The sequence below is a fragment of the Acetobacterium wieringae genome, assembly GCF_001766835.1.
Lineage (GTDB): Bacteria > Bacillota > Clostridia > Eubacteriales > Eubacteriaceae > Acetobacterium > Acetobacterium wieringae.
Window position 1 is genome coordinate 57,138 of sequence record NZ_LKEU01000027.1, and the last position, 19,726, is coordinate 76,863.

The following is a 19,726-nucleotide window of genomic DNA, read 5'->3' on the forward strand; positions in this document are numbered from 1 at the left end:
CAACTTGACAGGCTAGCGTTCATTAGCTATAATATGGCTAATGAACGCTAGCTTTTATTTTGCAGAATGATTAAGGAGACGTGATGACAAAACGTAATACCAGGGAAATAATATTGGAGGAAGCACTGAATCTGTTTGCCGTAAAAGGATATCAGAGCGTGACAGTCAAAGAAATCGCCCATGCGGTGGGAATTAAAGACAGCTCACTTTACAAGCATTTTGACAGTAAACAGGCCATTTATGATACCTTGCTGGAGTGGATGAATCAGAAGTTTGAAGAAACCGTGACATTTTACCGGTTGCCCCAGGGAGAAATTGAAAGTGTCGCCCGGGAATATGGCCGCAATGATCTGATCTGGCTTAAAAAAGCCTGTGAAGCCGTTTTTCTGTTTTTTCTGAAAGATCCACAGGCTGCCAAGTTTCGTCGAATGTTGACGATTGAGCAGTATAAAAGTGATAATGCGGCCAAAACCTTAAACAGCTGGTTTTTTAATGACGCCATTCGCTTTCAAACGGATTTGTTTAAAGAGATGATCAAACAGGGAAGCTTTAGAGACGGGCCACCCCAGATTATTGCCTTACAATTTTACGGACCCTTTTATACCCTTTTATGCCAATATGACCAGCTACCGGAAAAAGAAGCTGAAGCACTGGAATTGTTGATGGCCCATATCGAGCAGTTCGCTGCCATTTATCAAATACGAAATGAGGAATGTTAATGAATCTAAATAAAATGATGGATCAGGGCATTGCCCAAATAATGACAACCGCTGGTCGGTTCTATCTGAATAATGCTAAAGGCCGGGCCTTTTTAATGGGACTGCTGCCGGAGTTGGCTAAAAGTAGGGCCCATCGCAAGAAACAGGAGAAAGAAGGGCTCCACGTACCGCCGTTTCTGATTGCCAGTATCGCTTCCCAATGTAATCTTCACTGCGCTGGCTGTTATGCCCGGGCAGGCGGTAGCTGCGGTACCAGTAGCGGAAAAAGGGATATGGATGCCGGGCAATGGGGACATATCTTTGATCAGGCGGCAAGATTGGGCGTTGCCTTTATTTTGCTGGCTGGCGGGGAACCCTTTTTACGCCGGGATATCCTGGATCTGGCCGGGGCTAACCCAAATGTGATTTTCCCGATTTTTACCAATGGCACAATGCTGGATCAGCAGACCATTGAGTTTCTGGACAGCCATCGCAATCTGATCCCGATTCTCAGTATCGAAGGAAATGCCAAAGAAACTGATACCCGCCGGGGAATCGGAACCCATGCGCAGATTGAAGCGGCCATGGTCGCCTTGAAAACGCGTAAAATCCTGTTTGGAGCAGCCATTACGGTTACCCGGGAAAATTTGGAGTTGGTGACCAGAAATGATTTTGTTGAAGCACTGGAGAAGAAAGGTTGTGGGGTGACCCTGTATGTGGAATATGTTCCGGCTGAAGCCGGAACTGAGGATCTGGTGCTTATGCAAAGTGAAATAAAGCAACTCCAGGTGATTTGTCTGGAGCTTCGAAAATCCTTCCGACGGATGGTGGTCTTGTCCTTCCCCGGTGATGAGGAGGAAATGGGCGGCTGCCTGGCTTCCGGGCGGGGATTTTTTCATATCAATCCCACGGGTGATGCCGAGCCCTGTCCCTTTTCACCCCACGCCAAACAGAACCTGGCCAGTGATTCGGTGGAAGCGGTACTCCGCTCCCAATATTTTGCAGATCTCCGAGAGCTGGCCGAACGGGTCGGACATCATGGTGGGTGTACCTTATTTGAGGAAAAAGAACAGGTTGAAAAATTGTGGGCTTAGCCGTTAGGATAAGCGATTAAAACATCAAACTAAAAACAGCATCGTGTGTTTGCCTAATACACACGATGCTGTTTGACATTTCAGAAAAAGTCGATAAAAAAAGTTTTCAATCATCAGCCGAGGGTCTGTCTCAATGATTATTTTGGTATAAGCCATAGGTTCGGTTGATGCCGATCGTGAAGATAATTCCATTTCCCGGCTTGTCCATTTCAGTAGCATCCTGGATGGCATTGACAACCGTTTCCGTCTTTTCTGTTTCCAAAATCATCATCACGACTTCTTTTTCCGGTTCAATATCCATGGCAAAGAGTTTTGCGTATTCATGAACACCCGAGCCCCGGGCATTAATAATGGTTCCGCCGTTAGCACCGGCGGCCTCAGCTGCGCTGACAACCGTTTCCGCATTGCCGCGATCGACAATCACAAATATTGCCTCATACATTGTTTTATTGACTCCTTTGTCTTCATGTATTTTATCATAGGAACAATTTCGAACGCCTAAAAAATTATTTAACTCAGCTGTAAAGGCAATCCCGTGATGGGCTTTGGCAAATTTGAATTTACGGCTGATTTCCTCAGCAGCTGTTTCAATTTTTCCGGTCTGGGCAATCATCAGAACCACTTCGACGCGTTCATCACAAATGTCCAGAAAATCATTGACCAGGCAATGCTGGGTGCCCTTTCCCAAAAAGATCGTTCCACCGGAAATCCCGCATTTTTTACCCAGCTGCAGGATCTTGGAACCAACCCCGAAATTGACAATGACGGCCAGGATTTCATAGTTCTTTTTTGTGATTAAATTTTCATGAGTACTCATTTTCGGAGAGTCCTCCTTTAACTGTTTTAATTTTAAAGATCAGGCCCAGAATTTCCAGGGCAATAATCGGCATCAGGGCAACCATGGCAATCAGTCCAAAACCATCGACTAGCACATTGGCGCCTTCGATGGATTCGGCCGCACCCTGGGCAAAAGCAAGGATAAAGGTCGCTGTCATTGGGCCGGAAGAAACTCCGCCGGAATCAAAAGACATCCCGACAAACAGTTTGGGCACCAGATAGCTTAAAACCACTGCCAGGATATAGCCGGGCAGCAGATAATGCCAGAGTTTAATTTCAGGAACAATAATCCGCAACATCGACAAGCCCACCGCCAGCGATACCCCCAGCGATAAGGCAACCAGAACGACCTTTCGCTTTAAGTAGCCGCTGGTGACATCTTCAATTTGCTTGGTCAATACATAAACTGCTGGCTCAGCCAGAATAACTACCAGACCCAAGAGTGCCCCAATGGCGATCAGCACCGCTTTATTGTCGATGCTGGCAATAGTATAACCGACCAGGGTTCCTACGTCCATAAATCCGGCGTTGACACCGGTTAAAAAAAGCACCAGACCAATCAGGGTATAAACTAAACCCTTGATAATGCGTTTGAGCGGTTTCTTTTTTAATTTAAAGGAGATCATCTGAAAAACAATAAAGATGATAACAATCGGCAGCAGAGCCAGCACCACCTCGTAAAGAACCGTCGGCAGTTTATTGATAAAAGGCAGGATTACGGCAGTTGAGGCAGAAAGGCTACTGTCAAGACTGCCGCTGATTTCTTTGGTACCCTTTAAAACACTCATAATCATTACCGCCAGGATGGCACCGGTCGAGGCAATGCCAACCAGACCAAAACTGTCATCTTCTGAGGCTTTACCCTTCTTTAATGATGAAATTCCCAGAGCGAGTGCCAGAATAAAGGGAACCGTCAGTGCCCCGGTAGTGGCTCCAGAGGCATCAAAAGAAATGGCCAGAAATTCCTGGGAAGTAAAGAAAGAAATAATCAGAATGACGCCATAGATGAGCGTCAGGAGCAGGCTTAGGAATTTGTTATAAATAATACGTAAAAAACCAACTGTCAGCAGCAGCGCAATCCCGACGGAAACACAGAGGATGATTTCGGTTTTAGTGATGACATTGGCAGAAACAAGCGCCACCTGACCGGCCAGAATATGGAGGTCCGGCTCCGCCACCGAGATGAAAAAACCAAGTATCAAACCAGAAAGAATGACGATTGAAACCTTATTGCTTTTGGCGATATGGGTTCCCATCAGATTACCGATAGGGGTAATACCCAGATCTACGCCGAAGAGAAAAATTGTCAAACCGACAACAATCAAAAACGCCCCCAGCAAAAAACGCAGCATGATAGGGGTGTCAATGGGAACAAGGGTAAAACTTAAGATGACGACAATCAAGGTGATTGGCAGAACCGAAACCAGAACTTCTTTGAATTTCTCAAAAAGTATATTCACATGATCAACCTCCTTCCACAGTATCAGATTAAACCACTAGATAAAAATCAGCCAGCGTTTTGAATTATCAAGCAAGCTTTATAATTGGAAACGAAAACAAGGCTAACAATTCTGCCTTTATTATACTAAAGAAAAAGAATTAGCACAATGGCTAGCCGGAGTTTAACAAAATTTAGTATTTATGATATAATTTAGCATAAATCGATCAAATTAAAAGTAGTATTTATTTAAATGAATTAGGACAAAAAGTTTATTTTGTGGAAGCGAGGGATATAAATGCGCCAATTAATAACAATCAACCATGAACTTCATGAAAAATGGCGACAGGTTCTGTTTCGCACCTGCATTTATATCGGGGTCATTATTTTTGTTGCGGAATTTTTTATCTTTGTATTTAATAAACATGATCAACCCTTTAGCCCAGTCATTATCCGCTATCTTATATTTTATCTGGCCTTGCCTACGTTTTTGAATCTTATCTTTATAGTGGGAGCCTATTTTATCCTGAAATCTGAAAAAACAAGTGAGAAGGCCAAAAATTACACGGTTGCCTTACTCTTTTTTCTGATTTGTGCCTGTGTGCAGTGTTTTCACTATACCTTTCCGGCAATTTTGTGTGTGCCCTGTATTGCAGTATTTATTACCGTTATTTTCCTGGATATCAACTTGACCCGTCTTATTTTCGGGCTGAGCTACGGTTCGTTGATTTTGGCTTTTCTGATCGCCCGGTTTGAGGCGGACAGGGCGGTTGAAGTAATCTTTCTGGATTGTGTGGTGGCGGGGATCATGATCTTTTGTGCCTATTTAGTAGCAACGGTGCTGACACGTTACACCAGCGAACAGGCCCAGAGTATCCATGACAGTTATTTAAAGCAGATGGAACTGATTCAGGAAGCAAAAACCGAACCCCTCACCGGACTTTTAAATCGCCGGGCGATGGTAGATGTACTGGGCCAGGCGGTTTATCAGGACGCTGAGTCCAGAAAGCCACTGATTATGGCGGTGATTGATCTGGATGACTTTAAAAAGGTTAATGATACCTATGGTCATCGCAAAGGGGATGAGGTGCTGATTACCCTGGCAGATATTCTCAAGCGGAATACCCCGGGAAATGAAAATGTCTTCCGTTATGGCGGGGAGGAATTTGTGGTGTTGTTTAGTGGTTATCCCATTGGAACGGTGGTTGGGTTGCTCGACCAAATGCATCAGGAATTCAGCACGCATGATTTTAATTTTGCTGCGGGTGAAAGAATCACTTTTAGCTGTGGGATCGCAGAATACACTGACAGCGGCTGGTCAACCAGTGAGTTTTTTGAAAAGGCGGATCAGGCACTTTATCTGGCTAAAAGCGAAGGGAAAAATCAGAACAGGATCTATGAAAAACGGCTGGAAGCCTAGCAGCGCATCCAGCACCATGCGTCCGGTTGACGAGGAATGAACTGGGCGTATTTTAATTTTATCAGGTAAACTTTAACAAATCTTTAACAGCAGAAGGATATAATGGCTTCCGCTACTCAAGTTTAGGAGAAAGAATAATGATCAATATCTTAGTCGTCGAGGATGATGTCAAACTGAATTATATTGTCTGTTCATTTTTAAATGATAACGGCTACCATGCCATCAGTTGTAAAAACGGCACCGAGGCCTTTGACCGGATTCTGGAAGAATCGGTGAACCTGATTGTTTCGGATATCATGATGCCGGAAATGGATGGTTTTGAATTTGCCGCAGAAATCAGAAAACAGGATAAAGCCATCCCGATTCTGTTTATGACCGCCCGGGATGATATGGGAGCCAAGCAAAAGGGTTACAGCCTGGGCATTGATGATTATATGGTCAAACCGATTGAAATGGATGAACTGCTTTTGCGGGTGGCAGCCTTGCTACGCCGGGCTGATATCCGCAATGAGCGAAAACTTACGGTGGGCTCGCTCGTCTTAAACGAAGAGGAAACCACTGCCTATCTCAACGCCGCCGAATTGCCATTAACGGTAAAAGAATTTAATATTCTGTTTAAGTTGCTATCTTACCCCAAACGAACCTTTACCCGGACCCAGCTGATGGATGAATTTTGGGGCTATGACAGCGAAAGCAGCCCCCGAACCGTGGATGTGTCGATCACTAAACTGCGGGACAAACTTTCAGACTGTACGGATGTGGAGATTGTAACTGTCCGGGGATTGGGCTACAAGGCGGTGATTAAAGGATGAAAATTTGTTATCGGGAGCAGAAAGATAAACGGATCAATGCCAGGCGGTCTTTCTGGAAAGAATTTTTAATCATCTTTGGGGTGGTATTAATCTGCAGTGCCGGGCAAGTGCTGATTTTTAATCGGCAGATGCTGGACCAGGCCAATCCCTGGATCATGGCGCTGGTGGGGATGTCCTATGCCCTATTTATGGGACTGATTGTCAGCCTGGGCACCCGTTTTATTATGTATACCGGATTTCAACGGCCGTTGACCGAAATCGGTCAGGCCGCCCGAAAAGTGGCGGCTGGCGACTTTACTGTTCACGTTCATTCTCAGCGCAAGGACAATAAAAAGGATGAGCTGGAAGTGCTGATTGATGATTTTAACAAGATGGTCGAGGAATTGGCCACCATTGAAACCTTAAAGAGCGATTTCATCGCCAACGTATCCCATGAAATGAAAACACCATTGGCGATTATCCAAAGCTATGCCTCAGCGCTCAGAAAAGAAGCCTTGCCCCAGGATGAAAAACAGGAATATATTGATACCATTGTCGAGGCATCAAAAAAACTATCCACCTTGGTGACCAATATTTTAAAGCTCAACAAGCTGGAAAACCAGGAGATCATTCAGACTGAGACCTATTACCTGGATGAACAGCTGCGTTGCTGCATGCTGGCGCTGGAAGAAAAGTTTGATGAAAAGAACATTGAATTTGATGCCGACCTGGATGAAGTGTCCATTGCCAGCGACGAAAGTTTGTTGGAAATTGTCTGGAATAATCTCTTGACCAATGCCATCAAGTTTACCCCAGAAGGTAGCCTGGTAAAAATTGAGTTGCGAAACGCAGCTGGTTTGGCCATTGTCAGGGTCAGTGATAACGGCTGCGGGATGCGTGACGAAACCAGCCGTCGGATTTTCGACCGCTTCTATCAGGGCGACACCTCCCATGCTGAGGAAGGCAACGGACTGGGTCTGGCCCTGGTTAAGCGGGTGGTGGAACTGATTGGGGGAACCATTGTAGTTGAAAGTGAGCTGGGTAAGGGGACAACATTTACGGTAACGTTAAAATTATAAAAATTAATATTGAATTGATAAATCTCTTACCTAAAAAGTGAGAGAATTTTTATTGGCGGCATTTTTGGTGAACAAAATGTTAAGGTTAAGTGCTAAAAGAGCATTTAACAATATTGAAAAGCTAGAACGTGCCAAAAATACCAAAGCAATGGCATTAGCCCTGGGGGCGGGAATAGTTGGGACGGTGTTTATGGCCGGAGCAACCTTTGCCTACCTGGCTGCCATGACTCCGCTGTGTGTTGTTCTGGCCATTCCGGGATTTATCGGTTGTGGATTACCCTATTTCCTTTATAAAAAAAATGTCAAGAAAAGCACTGAACAGGTGAATCCGATGATTGAAAGCAATTTCGATGTGATTTATGAAGCCTGTGAAAAGGCCAGTCAGTTATTCGATTGAAAGATTTTATCATGATGAAGGGGTAAAATTATTTAAACAATCTTTTAGTTGATTTGAATAAATTATTATTCAAATCAACTTTACAAAGGAACAAAACTCATGCATACTAATCGTGTATATACACTAAAAAAAGGTGATCACATGAAAACAGAAAACCAAAACAAAAAATCGTCAGTATGCAATTGTCTCAATCTGCGGCGGGCCTCACTGGCGATAACCGAAATCTACGACCATTACCTGGCTCCAAGCCAGCTCAGTGTCAGTCAGTTTTCAATTTTAAAACACATCCGGGCAATTGAACCGGTGAGTGTCAGTGCGTTGGCCGCTGAAATCCGGCTGGATCGGACCACCTTGGTTCGCAATTTAAAGCCTCTTGAACAGCAGGGGTTGATCCATGATATTGCACAGCCGGGAACACGAAACCGACAGCTCTGTTTAACGGCAGCTGGTAAAGAAAAAATTGAACTGGCCCATGTTTACTGGCAACAGGCTCAGGAAAGAATTGAAGAACAGTTGGGATTGGAAGATACAAAAATTCTCCAGGAGCTGTTATTAAAAATTGAGGTTTTAGAACCTTGATTTTTTTAACAATATCGTGTAGATACACTAAAAGGTGAAGTTGGAAAAACAAAAAATGTAAGGAAGGTAGCAATGAATAAGCAAACTGAAATTGAAAAAGAGCTGGCCAAACTGCCGATTCTGGAATATGCTTTTTTAAAACCCGATGAAATTATTTTTTCAAAAGAAGTCCGGGATCTCTGTGAAGGCAATAGCTGCGGTATGTATAATAAATCCTGGGCCTGCCCGCCAGCAGTGGGGAGTGTGGAGAGCTGCAAGGAAAAATGTTATGGCTATGAAAAGGCGATGCTCTTTACCACGGCCACCGCAGTAGCCAGCAGTTTTGATATGAAAGGATGGATGCAGGCTCTGATCGAGCATGAGGCTTTGACGGATCGGGTGGCTGCGGTTTTTCGTAGCTTTGATAAAGATGCCTTGATGCTATCGACGGAAGGATGCACCGTCTGTAAAAAATGCACTTACCCCGATACTCCCTGCCGCTTTCCTGACCGAATGTATCCGGCCACCGAAAGTTATGGGATTATGGTGATGCAGATGGCCCCGGCCTTAAATATCCGATACAATAATGGGGCCAATACGGTGACCTATTTTAGCCTGGTGTTGTTTAATGAATAAGCGGTACTCAAGGCCGAGCTCTTACGATATTATTTACGAAGCCTTATTGCCCAAGTTGGCTGAGTGTAACCTGGCGGAAAGCGCCGCCCGTTTTAACCTGCCCATTGATTCTGATGGGCAGATAACCATCAATTTTTTAAAACGCGATTATCTCATTACCAATACCGGTGTCATACCAGCTGATGGGAAACCGGTCAATATTAATAATCGCTCCATCCTGATCCATTATGTGTTGTCTCAGGGTACCGGTGATCCGGTTTATTTGTTCAAACACCTTTTTCGGATGACCACTATTTTTTCAAGTGGCGACACCGGAAAAGCCAACATGATGGACGCACCGCTGATTAAAGCTTTTGGCAATGACGTTGATAAATTGGACAAAACCATTATAAAATTAGGCGGAGAACCGGAGCTTTCCAGAGATTCCTATAGTCGCAGCTGGCTGTTGGAAGTGTTGCCTAAAATCCCGGTTAAGTTTATCTATTGGGAAGCCGATGATGATTTTCCAGTTGAAATTCAAACCCTATTTGATGAAAGTGCACCGGAATTTCTGGAATTTGAATGTCTGGCTTTTTTATGTGGCTGCCTTGTCAGAGCAGTGCTTAAAACGGCGGAATATGGAAGCGTGGACGGATGGGAGTAGCAACCCTCCATCTGGTTTTTAAGTGAACACCGACTTTTTCGGTGTTTTTTTGTGCAAAAAATATGAAAATAGTCACTTTAACACGAACTTAACAAAATATTAACGTTATGAAATAGTTGCGGCGTATGATAAGGCTATCACAAGAAATTAACAAGAGAACCGGTAATAAGCCGATAAAAAATCAAAAATTTTTTAGGAAAAAAAGGAGAAAATAATGAACGTAAATGCAAAAAATATTGTTGTAACGGGTGGCGGAAATGGTGTTGGCAGAGAATTGGTATTACAGCTTTTAAGCAAAGGGGCCATGGTCGTGGCGGTCGATATTAATCCCGAAGCATTGGACGAAACAGTGCAGATGGCCGGGAAAAATCCCCGACTCTTTACCGAAGTGGTTGACATTTCCAATAAGGAGGCTGTCTTTGCATTTGCCAAAAATGCCATTGAAAAATATGGGAAGATTGATGGGATCATCAACAATGCCGGGATTATTCAGCCCTTTGTTGAGCTGAATGACTTGGAAATGGCGCGAATCGAACGGGTCATGGCTATCAATTTCTACGGCACCCTCTACATGGTTAAAGCCTTTTTGCCGCATTTAATGAGTCGTCCGGAAGCCCATATTGTCAATGTTTCCAGTATGGGCGGCTTTTTACCGGTACCGGGGCAAAGTGTCTATGGCGCCTCCAAAGCAGCCGTAAAACTACTGACCGAAGGGTTGTCGTCCGAATTAAAAGATACAAATGTCAAAGTCTCGGTGGTGATTCCCGGCGGGATTGCGACAGATATCAAGAAAAATTCCAGCCTGGCAAGCAATGAATCAACCGACAGCAGCAAGGCTAAGATGGTGTTAACCCCGGAAAAAGCGGCGGAATTGATCATCAAGACCATGGAGAAGAAAAAGCTGCGGGCATATATTGGTAAAGATTGCAACGTGATGAAGTTTCTTTATAAAGTCAATTCGTTTATTGCCATGGGGATGATCAATAAGGTGATGGCAGCTAATGAACATTAATGGGCGAAGTGAAAGACGCTGCGTGATCGTTTGGATCAATCCCCAGGACTAAAAATTCAGAATAAACGGTCGATAATTATAGCAGAAGCAGGGATTAATTAGTGGTCTTTATGCGGTTTTGATGATAAACTAAAGTCAGAAAACATTGATGCAGCAACAGGAGAAAAAGATGGATCAGAATAGCAACTATTTTAAAAAGAATCTGGCAATCCTTGTTTCAATTACAGTAGCCCTTTTTCTGCTGACCGTTTTTTTACTGATCATTGGCATGTTTATGCATAACCTCAAACAGCAGGAGATGTTAAAAACCACCGATAAATTTATAAATTTCAAAAGTCAGTTGGAACATCTGGTTTTTACCAATAAAACCCTGGTTCAGGGCTTTGAGGCTTATATCCAGACAAATCCCGGTCTCGATGAGACGGCAGCTTATACCTATCTGGATAATCTCCTATCCAAAAATGAAAATCAGATCAGAAATATTGGAGTAATTCAGGATACAACCATTATCTGGAATTATCCTAAAGAAGGCAATAGCGCCGCCATTGGTGTTGACCTGGCCAAGGTTGAAAGTCAGAAAGACCTGGTTCTCAAGGTAAAGAATGACCAGGTACCAATCTTTCAGGGGCCAGTCGATCTGGTTCAGGAGGGAACCGGTTTTATTATCCGGCTGCCAATCGTCCGTCAAGACAGTGGATATTGGGGGCAGATCAGCATTGTTCTTAAAGGCGACCAGATTATCGAAGAAATCAATAGCTATGCCGACAAGGCCGGATTAAATGTCGCTCTCTTTAATAATCAGAATCCGGAGCAGCCATTTTACGGGGATACCTCTGTTGTTGGCGAGTCGTCCTTAACCTTTGACATCGATCCGGGTTTTATTGACTGGAAGGTAGCTGTTTCACCTCAGGGCGGCTGGGAAAATAATCAGCTGATTTTAGGGATTGCCGTTATGCTGGCGGTTCTAATGGCCGTCGGGGCCGGGAGGCTGACTTTCCGTGCATTGAAAATCAATTATCAATTGCGAATTATGTCCAGTCACGATTCCCTGACCGGACTTTTTAACCGTCATTATTTAAATGAGTATCAGACCATGGTGTTGGCTGCGGCCCAACGAAACAATCGCCAGGTGGGGCTGATGAGTATGGATTTGAATCATTTCAAAAAAATCAATGATACCTATGGACACAACACCGGCGATCTGGTTTTGATTGAGACTGCCCGGATTTTGCAGAAAAATGTTCGGGCCAATGAAGCGGCCTTCCGACTGGGCGGCGATGAATTTTTGATGATCCTGCCGGACATCAAAGATCGCCAGGAGCTTAGGCAAGCCAAAGAACGCTTGGCAAAAAGTTTTGCCAGTGAGTTTTCGCTGGCAGACCTTTCTGAGAAACTAACCTTAAGTATTGGGACTTCCTTAAATCCTGAGGATGGACAGGACATTGATGCCCTGCTGCAGATTGCCGATGAAGAGATGTATGCTGACAAGAAAGAACAAAAATCAAGACTGGCCCTCAGTTAACCCAAGTGGCCTGGAGAAAATGGGTTAACAGGGCTTGGGACCTGAGTAAAAAAACGTCTGATTTTCTTAGTGAAAATCAGGCGTTTTTTAAAGGATCGTTCAGAGAAGATTAAAGGGCCGTGTTGGTAGTGGCTGCAGCATCGGGCTGGGTCATCATGATTTCGATGGACTCTATTTCAGTGGAGTCCGTCTGATAGATGATTCTCAAGATACTGCCAACAGTGATATCAGCCGCGGTAGCGGTGGTACTTCCAGCTGTTTGCTGATCGGGCTTCTGATTGCTCATTTGCGTCAGGGTGATGGCATCGGTTAATTCAATCGTGGCGGTTTCACCGGTGAGGGTTAAAAATTCTGGCATGGTTCCGGTCGTGTCCTCGCTGGGAGCTGTTGTGCTGCCATCAGCTGGGGGCGTGGTCTGATCATCAGCCGGTTTTTCTGGCGGGGTTCCCGCATTACTGTTTGCGGTTGGGGCCTGCCCCTGATCCGGTGGCGTCTGACCATTGCCCATATTCATGGTGCCCAGTGCTAAGGTGATGGTGCTACCGCTGACGGCGGTTACCTCGCCGTAACTGGCGTTATCCTCAAATGCGGCGGCCTCATTGGTGGTGGCCGTTTTAGTTTCTGCCGTGGTTGAAGTACAGCCGGTCAGCAAAAGACCGCTGATAGTGGCTGTAACCAGCAGGGTCAGGAGCAGTTTTTTATTTTTTATCATGGTTAAAATTCCTTTCAATTTTATTTGTGATGGGATTACTATAACAGGGTATTGTGATGATCTGGTGATGTTGAGGTTATCGATGGTTGAAATCTGTGGTTGAGGAGATCGCACGTTCGTGATTGTTAAGAATCAGGTGCAAAAAAAATAGTAAAAAATGTAGATTTGTTAAAAATTGACTTGGACTAAAGTTCGGACGGGATTATAATAAGAGTAGATCAATAATCAGATTGTTTGAATTTAATACAAGGGAGATTGAATGATGCTGTATCGAAAATTCGGAAAAACAAATGAAGAGGTTTCAGTTTTAGGATTTGGTTGCATGCGGTTACCGGTTATCGATGGGGTTCAAAATAAGATTGATGATGAGAAGGCCATCACCATGCTTCATTATGCCATTGATCATGGCGTGAATTACATTGATACCGCCTATCCGTATCATGGCACCGGCTTTGACCAAGGCGGTGCGAGTGAACCCTTTGTGGCCCGGGCCTTAAAGGGCGGCTATCGGGAGCGGGTTAAAATTGCCACAAAGCTGCCGTCATGGCTGATTCAGTCCCGGGCGGATATGGAGCGATTATTGGCTGAACAGCTGAAACGGCTGGAAACGGATACCATTGACTTCTACCTGCTGCATGGTCTTAATCGCGGTTTCTGGCAAAATCTGAAAGGTCTGGGCGTTCTTGAATTTCTGGATCAGGCCATCAAAGACGGCAAAATCAAATATGCCGGTTTTTCCTTTCATGATGACTTTGATTTATTTATCGAAATTGTCGACAGCTATGATTGGTCGTTCTGTCAGATTCAATATAACTATCTGGATGAAAATTATCAGGCTGGTAAAAAGGGGCTGAAATATGCGGCCGCTAAAGGTTTGGGGATCACCATTATGGAACCGCTCAGAGGAGGGGCCCTGGTTGATAAATTACCCCAGGACGTTTTAACCGCCTGGGAGAATGCGCCAATCAAAAGAACTCCGGCCCAGTGGGCGCTGCGGTGGGTGATGGATCATCCTGAGGTTTCGGTGGTGCTCAGTGGCATGACGACGATGGAGCAGGTGGTTGATAATGTCAATACGGCCAATGCCGGGGCAGCCCATTCACTAACCAATGAAGAACTGGCGTTAGTGGATTTTGCCAGGAAAACAATCACCGAAAAGATGAAAGTCAACTGTACAAATTGCCGGTATTGTATGCCTTGTCCATCCGGGGTCGATATTCCCGGACATTTTGCACTTTATAATAATGCCTATCTATTTGATTCCCTCCCCAAAGCCAAAGGTCTATACCAGACGATGTTTCCCCAAGATGCCAAAGCCTCCAATTGTGTGGAATGTGGCAAATGTGAAGAACACTGTCCCCAGAACATTGCCATCATTGAGGAACTGAAAAATGTCAGAGCCGCCTTAGAATAAAGTTGAAGCTAAAAATCTCCGCCTTAATTGGACGGAGATTTTTTTTAAGAAATAAAGTATTTTGCTTGACTTGGAGTGGACTCCAAGTGATATGGTTAAGATAAGATAAAAACATTAAAATGATATATAAGAGAATTTGAAAATTCGAGGTGATATGTGATGACCATTACTGAAGTCAGCAAAAAATATGATTTATCCCCGGATACGCTGCGGTACTATGAGCGGATTGGCCTGATCCCGCCGGTGAAACGGACCAAGAGCGGCGTTCGCGATTATGATGAGGTATCCTGTGCCTGGATTGAACTGGCAAAATGCATGCGCTCCGCGGGGATTCCCATTGAAGCCCTGATTGAATACTGTGCCCTGACCCAGCAGGGTGATGAAACCATTTCCGCCCGGAAAGAACTGTTGACAGATGAACGAAAAAAACTTCAGGAAAAAATGGATGATATGCAAAAGACACTGGAACGGCTGAATTACAAAATTGATATCTATGAAAAAGCCGAAGTGACCGGGGTGCTGTCCTGGGATAAAGAAAAGGATGTTTAACTGAATTAAATAAGCGGAAAGAAATCTCTGTTTCTTAAAAGAACGGAGATTTTTTTAAGGAATAGATAAAGGCACTTGACTTGAAGTGGACTCCAGGTGATAGGGTTAATGGTATCAAGGTGATGAAAGCGAATTAAAAAAGAATATATATTAAAGAAAAAATAAAAAGAAGTGATAAGACGAGGAAAAATGAAAACACAGGAAATATTAAAAAAAGTACAAAACGGGGATCTAACAATTGAGGAAGCTGAGCTTTTTTTTCGTCGGCAACCCTTTGAAGAAATGGGTTATGCCAAACTGGATACCCACAGAAAGGTGCGATCCGGCTTTGCTGAGGTGATTTTTTGCAGCGGTAAAGCAAATTCCCATTTACTGTCTATCTTTAAAAAACTCTACGAAGAAGACGGTGAGGTGATGGGAACCCGGGCTAATCCGCAACAGTACGAAATGATCAAAGCGACCTTTCCGGAAGTTGTTTACGACGAGATCTCCCGAATTATCAAAATCGAAAAACCGGGTAAGCAACGGGTCGGAAAAATTGCCGTTTGTTCGGCGGGTACCGCTGATATTCCGGTGGCCGAAGAGGCTGCCCAGACTGCTGAGTATTTTGGCTCACATGTGGAACGGCTTTATGATGTAGGGGTTGCCGGGATTCACCGGATTCTTTCGCAGCTTGAGGTGATCCAGAGCGCCAACTGCGTGATTGCAGTGGCTGGGATGGAGGGCGCCCTGGCCAGTGTCATCGGCGGACTGGTGGATAAGCCGGTTATCGGGGTGCCCACCTCTGTTGGCTATGGCGCCAGCCTAGGTGGTATTTCGGCGCTGTTGACGATGATCAACTCCTGTGCCAACGGGATCTCGGTGGTGAACATCGACAATGGCTATGGTGCTGGCTATACGGCCACCCAGATTAACCGCTTAGGGGTACGATCATGAGCCAAACCTTATACCTGGAATGTTATTCCGGCATCAGCGGCGATATGACAGTGGCAGCGCTGCTTGATCTGGGGGCCGATCAGCAGCTATTGAAAAAGGCTTTAAAAAGCTTGCCCATCACCGGGTTTGAGACCGTCATCAGCCGGGTGAAAAAGGCGGGGCTGGATGTCTGTGATTTTCAGGTCATTCTGGATCAGGACAACCATGATCACGATATGGCCTATCTGCATGGTGATGATCACCACCATCAGGGCGAAAAGCACACCCATCATCACCTAACAGAACCAGGACATTATCATCCGCATCAGGAAAAAAAGAACCATTCCCATGATCATCGGGGTTTACCGGAAATTGTTGAGATTATCAACCAGGCTCAAATCACCGATCATGCCAAAGCACTGGCCATCCGGATCTTCTCGATTATTGCCGATGCCGAAGCCAAAGCCCATGGGGTGGACCGGGAGCGGGTTCATTTTCACGAGGTGGGTGCGGTGGATTCGATTGTGGATATTGTGGCAGTGGCCGTTTGTTTGGACAATCTGGACATCCGGGCGGTGATTGTGCCGGAAGTTTATGAAGGCCGGGGATTTGTCCGCTGTCAGCATGGAACCATCCCGATTCCGGTGCTGGCCGTAACCCATATCGCCGCCAGTCACCAGTTGAATTTACATATTACCAGCACGGAAGGGGAGCTAATTACCCCAACCGGGGCAGCCATTGTGGCCGCCATCAAAACCTGTGACCAGTTGCCCAGGCAGTTTGCGATTGAAAAAACCGGCATCGGAGCTGGCAAACGGACCTATGATCGACCCAGCCTGCTGCGGGCGATGCTGATCACTGACAAATCAAAGAAAAACGGCGATATCTATAAACTGGAAACCAATATCGATGACTGCGGCGGTGAGATCCTGGGCTTTGTGATGGAGCGATTATTTGAAGCTGGGGCCAGAGATGTCCATTATATCCCGGTTTATATGAAGAAGAACCGACCCGCCTATCTCCTCAATGTGATCTGTAGCGAAGCAGATATCGAAACCTTGGAACAGATTATTTTTGAGGAAACCACCACCATCGGGATCCGGCGGATTCAGATGGAAAGCATCGGCTTAAAGCGGACCATTAAACGCATGCTGCCGGGGTGTTATTCAGTCAGGAAGAATCGCTCTTTGGACAGGCGCTGACACCGGTGAAATGCCTCCATTATGCGTTAACCCGTCCGGCGGTAGCCGCGGTGATGGTGGGGGTATCCAGTCAGGAACAGATCCAGGCGACGGTGGCTTATGCAACCGCAAGTGATGCAGAGAAAGACTATAGTGAGATATTGGCAAATGCCCCAGATGCTTCATTCCGGGGACATTGCATGTATTGCGGCCATTGTGCCCCCTACTCAAAAAAATTGACATCGCCGCTGTGAATAAATATCTGGATCTGGCCTTGATTCAGGAAGCGGTGCCGGAGACCCTTAAAGATCATTATGCGCTGCTTAACCACCACGCCAGCGAATGCATCGCATGTGGTCAATGCATCGTAAACTGTCCCTTTGGCGTGCCGATAATTGAGAAAATGAAACAGGCTGTAACTGTTTTTGGAAAATAACAGGGATGATCAAATGATAAAGTATAGGAGGATTAAAGAGAATAAATGGATATTGATGAATTTTTAGAACACTTAAATCAGGGAGAAGTAGTTAAAGGTGGCTCGAAAGTCCATTTGATGATGCATGCCATCTCCCAGGAAGCTCTGAAACTGACAACCGAGCTCAATGGCAGTTATCATCCGCCGGAAGAAATTCGAGAAATATTTTCCAGACTGACAGGTAAACCAGTGGATGAAACTTTTGGGTTGTTTCCGCCATTTTCTACCGATTGTGGTAAAAATATTCACGTCGGTAAAAATGTGTTTATCAATTCAGGTTGCCGTTTTCAGGATCAGGGCGGCATCTTTATTGGTGACGGAGTTCTGATTGGCCATAATGTGGTGTTGGCTACCCTCAACCATGATAGTAATCCGCAAAAACGCAGTGATATGTATCCAGCGCCGATTCGAATTGGAAACAATGTCTGGATCGGTGCCCAGGCAACAGTACTTCCCGGGGTTACCATTGGTGACGGGGCCATTGTCGCCGCAGGGGCGGTGGTTAACAGAGATGTCCCGGCTAAAGTGATTGTCGGCGGGGTCCCGGCCAAGAGCATCAAAATGATTGAAGTAAATCAGAAATAAATAACGAAATCATAAAAGAACTGTCCCAAATTTCATGGAAATAATGAAAAATGAAAGCAAAAAAGGAGCGAGATTATGGAAAAAGAAGCACTGGAAAAGGTATCCGATTTCGCATTAGGTGAGGAAAATCTGGCGTTTGCCCCCTATTTTATTGGTAAAAGCTATCTAAGTCTCTTAAATGACAAAGAGGTGGGGATTTATAATGTCACCTTTGAACCAGGGTGTCGCAACAATTGGCACATCCATCATGGCGCAGGCCAGATCCTGATTTGTATTGGCGGCCGTGGCTGGTATCAGGAAGCGGGAAAGGATGCCCGGCTTTTAAACAGTGGCGAAGTGGTTTACATTGCACCGGAAATTAAGCATTGGCATGGAGCCGTGAGCGACGAAGCCTTTGCGCATCTTTCCTTATCGGTTTTAGTTGAAGGGGCTAGCAATGAATGGCTGGAACCGGTGACTGATGAAGCGTATAACAAACTGAAAATCCAGTAAAAACAGAACCATCAGTTACGAGGGGTTAATCGATTCATCATCAACAATAAAGCGATAAAAAAAGTTTGCGATTTAGAAATTGGAGGAAAATATGATTTATCAGGATTTTAAAAATGAAAAATTGTCGGCGCTGGGTTTTGGTGGCATGCGCCTGCCCACCATCGGAGAAGGCTTTTTTGCCCCGGTTAATCAGGAAGAAGCGGCTCAGATGGTCGATGTTGCGATTAAAAATGGGGTAAACTACTTTGATACCGCCTATGGCTATCACGGTGGAGACTCGGAACGGGCGATGGGAGAAATACTTAAAAATTATCCCCGGGACAGTTTTTACCTGGCCAGCAAATTCCCCGGCTATGAGGTTCGGGAAAGCTGGGATGCAAAAGCGCAGTTTGAGGAACAGTTGGAGAAATGTGGTGTTGATTATTTTGATTTTTATCTGATCCACAATGTCTACGAACGAAACATCGAGGTGTATTTTGATGAGCGCTGGGGCATTGTTGAGTACCTGATTGAGCAGAAGAAAAACGGCAGGATCAAGCATCTGGGTTTTTCGACCCATGGTCTGAAACCTACCATTGAGCGTTTTCTGGAACGCTATGGTGAACACATGGAATTCTGCCAGATTCAGCTCAATTATCTGGACTGGAAATTGCAGAAGGCCAATGAAATTTATGAAATGCTGGTCGCCAAAAACATCCCGATCTGGGTGATGGAACCGGTGCGGGGTGGAGCTCTGGCCAGTTTTTCAGAAGAAAACACCAATAAGCTCCGTGAACTGCGACCAAATGAAAGCACAGCCGCCTGGGCTTTCCGTTTTTTACAGGGCCTCTCCGGCATCAAGATGATTTTATCCGGAATGTCAAACCGGGAACAGCTACAAGACAATTTAAAAACCTTTGAGGACTCAAAACCGCTGAACGAAAAAGAATTGGCCGTAGTCGAAGAAATAAGAGATGGTATGCTGACGATGCTGCCCTGCACGGGCTGTAAATACTGCTGTGCGGAATGTCCCCAGGAGTTGGATATCCCCACCCTGTTGCATCATTACAATGACCACAAGTTCCAGCCGGGCTTTATTGCGCCTATGGCCATTGCCGGAATGGCTGAGGACAAACGTCCGAGTGCCTGCATTGAATGCGGCCAGTGTAAACAGGTCTGTCCCCAGAATATCGACATTCCCGCAGCCCTGAAAGATTTCCAGAAGATGCTTGACGAAGATCCGGCCTGGTGATGCGGTTACAAAATAGTTAAAAAAATATTGTTAGGAGGAATTTTGGC

General features: G+C 45.2%; 23 protein-coding genes. 20 read left to right on the plus strand and 3 right to left on the minus strand.

All coding sequences use genetic code 11. The features are described 5' to 3' along the window. The first annotated feature begins 83 nt into the window (after positions 1–83). A complete protein-coding gene (locus tag ACWI_RS07145; protein WP_070370745.1) occupies positions 84–719 on the plus strand; it encodes a TetR/AcrR family transcriptional regulator in 636 nt (211 codons plus the stop codon). Next, positions 719–1,792 carry a radical SAM/SPASM domain-containing protein gene (locus tag ACWI_RS07150; protein WP_070370746.1) on the plus strand — a complete coding sequence of 358 codons (1,074 nt, stop codon included), beginning with the start codon at positions 719–721 and terminating at the stop codon, positions 1,790–1,792. Before ACWI_RS07145 ends, ACWI_RS07150 begins: the two co-directional genes overlap by 1 nt. 130 nt (positions 1,793–1,922) lie before the next feature. On the opposite strand, the gene ACWI_RS07155 is transcribed toward ACWI_RS07150, so the two are convergent. After that, positions 1,923–2,609, minus strand: a complete 687-nt coding sequence (locus ACWI_RS07155; RefSeq protein WP_070370747.1) for a P-II family nitrogen regulator — start codon at positions 2,607–2,609, stop codon at positions 1,923–1,925. Continuing rightward, complete coding sequence (locus tag ACWI_RS07160) at positions 2,596–4,089, minus strand: DUF1538 domain-containing protein (RefSeq protein ID WP_070370748.1); 1,494 nt, start codon at positions 4,087–4,089, stop codon at positions 2,596–2,598. The genes ACWI_RS07155 and ACWI_RS07160 overlap by 14 nt, the downstream gene beginning before the upstream one ends. A 276-nt stretch (positions 4,090–4,365) precedes the next feature. Here ACWI_RS07160 and ACWI_RS07165 point away from each other — a divergent pair, with 276 nt between their 5' ends. From ACWI_RS07165 to ACWI_RS07205, 9 genes are all read left to right on the plus strand, one after another. Continuing rightward, on the plus strand, positions 4,366–5,487 hold the full coding sequence (locus ACWI_RS07165) for a GGDEF domain-containing protein (protein WP_070370749.1): 1,122 nt from the start codon (positions 4,366–4,368) through the stop codon (positions 5,485–5,487). Positions 5,488–5,624: 137 nt separating this feature from the next. Next, positions 5,625–6,299, plus strand: coding sequence for a response regulator transcription factor (locus ACWI_RS07170; protein ID WP_070370750.1), 675 nt, complete (start codon positions 5,625–5,627; stop codon positions 6,297–6,299). Then, positions 6,296–7,357, plus strand: a complete 1,062-nt coding sequence (locus tag ACWI_RS07175; RefSeq protein ID WP_070370751.1) for a HAMP domain-containing sensor histidine kinase — start codon at positions 6,296–6,298, stop codon at positions 7,355–7,357. Before ACWI_RS07170 ends, ACWI_RS07175 begins: the two co-directional genes overlap by 4 nt. A gap of 76 nt (positions 7,358–7,433) precedes the next feature. Continuing rightward, complete coding sequence (locus ACWI_RS07180) at positions 7,434–7,754, plus strand: hypothetical protein (RefSeq protein ID WP_139142331.1); 321 nt, start codon at positions 7,434–7,436, stop codon at positions 7,752–7,754. Positions 7,755–7,895: 141 nt separating this feature from the next. Beyond that, the gene (locus ACWI_RS07185) at positions 7,896–8,333 is read left to right on the plus strand and encodes a MarR family winged helix-turn-helix transcriptional regulator (protein ID WP_070370753.1); all 438 of its coding nucleotides are present in this window, start codon (positions 7,896–7,898) and stop codon (positions 8,331–8,333) included. A 72-nt stretch (positions 8,334–8,405) separates the two neighbouring features. Further along, the gene (locus ACWI_RS07190; RefSeq protein ID WP_070370754.1) at positions 8,406–8,948 is read left to right on the plus strand and encodes a DUF2284 domain-containing protein; all 543 of its coding nucleotides are present in this window, start codon (positions 8,406–8,408) and stop codon (positions 8,946–8,948) included. Then, the gene (locus ACWI_RS07195) at positions 8,941–9,591 is read left to right on the plus strand and encodes a DUF3786 domain-containing protein (protein WP_070370755.1); all 651 of its coding nucleotides are present in this window, start codon (positions 8,941–8,943) and stop codon (positions 9,589–9,591) included. Before ACWI_RS07190 ends, ACWI_RS07195 begins: the two co-directional genes overlap by 8 nt. 214 nt (positions 9,592–9,805) lie before the next feature. Continuing rightward, entirely contained in the window at positions 9,806–10,603 is a 798-nt protein-coding gene (locus ACWI_RS07200; protein WP_070370756.1) for an SDR family NAD(P)-dependent oxidoreductase, read from the plus strand. Positions 10,604–10,772: 169 nt separating this feature from the next. Then, positions 10,773–12,125: a diguanylate cyclase domain-containing protein gene (locus tag ACWI_RS07205; RefSeq protein ID WP_070370757.1), complete on the plus strand. Its 1,353-nt coding sequence runs from the start codon at positions 10,773–10,775 to the stop codon at positions 12,123–12,125. A gap of 109 nt (positions 12,126–12,234) precedes the next feature. Here ACWI_RS07205 and ACWI_RS07210 read toward each other — a convergent pair whose 3' ends face one another. Beyond that, positions 12,235–12,837, minus strand: a complete 603-nt coding sequence (locus ACWI_RS07210; protein ID WP_070370758.1) for a hypothetical protein — start codon at positions 12,835–12,837, stop codon at positions 12,235–12,237. Positions 12,838–13,099: 262 nt separating this feature from the next. Here ACWI_RS07210 and ACWI_RS07215 point away from each other — a divergent pair, with 262 nt between their 5' ends. The 9 genes from ACWI_RS07215 to ACWI_RS07255 all read left to right on the plus strand — a co-directional run bounded on the left by ACWI_RS07215 (position 13,100) and on the right by ACWI_RS07255 (position 19,679). After that, positions 13,100–14,251, plus strand: a complete 1,152-nt coding sequence (locus ACWI_RS07215) for an aldo/keto reductase (protein WP_070370759.1) — start codon at positions 13,100–13,102, stop codon at positions 14,249–14,251. A gap of 159 nt (positions 14,252–14,410) precedes the next feature. After that, a complete protein-coding gene (locus ACWI_RS07220) occupies positions 14,411–14,800 on the plus strand; it encodes a MerR family transcriptional regulator (protein WP_070370760.1) in 390 nt (129 codons plus the stop codon). A gap of 189 nt (positions 14,801–14,989) precedes the next feature. Further along, positions 14,990–15,736, plus strand: a complete 747-nt coding sequence (larB, locus tag ACWI_RS07225) for a nickel pincer cofactor biosynthesis protein LarB (RefSeq protein WP_070370761.1) — start codon at positions 14,990–14,992, stop codon at positions 15,734–15,736. Then, on the plus strand, positions 15,733–16,917 hold the full coding sequence (gene larC, locus ACWI_RS07230; RefSeq protein ID WP_175440917.1) for a nickel pincer cofactor biosynthesis protein LarC: 1,185 nt from the start codon (positions 15,733–15,735) through the stop codon (positions 16,915–16,917). The genes larB and larC overlap by 4 nt, the downstream gene beginning before the upstream one ends. Continuing rightward, complete coding sequence (locus ACWI_RS19340) at positions 16,875–17,150, plus strand: aldo-keto reductase family protein (protein WP_242871590.1); 276 nt, start codon at positions 16,875–16,877, stop codon at positions 17,148–17,150. The genes larC and ACWI_RS19340 overlap by 43 nt, the downstream gene beginning before the upstream one ends. Beyond that, entirely contained in the window at positions 17,147–17,332 is a 186-nt protein-coding gene (locus ACWI_RS19345) for a 4Fe-4S binding protein (protein WP_070370763.1), read from the plus strand. The genes ACWI_RS19340 and ACWI_RS19345 overlap by 4 nt, the downstream gene beginning before the upstream one ends. A 45-nt stretch (positions 17,333–17,377) precedes the next feature. Continuing rightward, entirely contained in the window at positions 17,378–17,956 is a 579-nt protein-coding gene (locus ACWI_RS07245) for a DapH/DapD/GlmU-related protein (RefSeq protein ID WP_070370764.1), read from the plus strand. 75 nt (positions 17,957–18,031) lie between these two features. Beyond that, on the plus strand, positions 18,032–18,448 hold the full coding sequence (locus ACWI_RS07250; protein WP_070370765.1) for a cupin domain-containing protein: 417 nt from the start codon (positions 18,032–18,034) through the stop codon (positions 18,446–18,448). A 91-nt stretch (positions 18,449–18,539) separates the two neighbouring features. Next, entirely contained in the window at positions 18,540–19,679 is a 1,140-nt protein-coding gene (locus ACWI_RS07255; RefSeq protein WP_070370766.1) for an aldo/keto reductase, read from the plus strand. Positions 19,680–19,726: the final 47 nt, after the last annotated feature.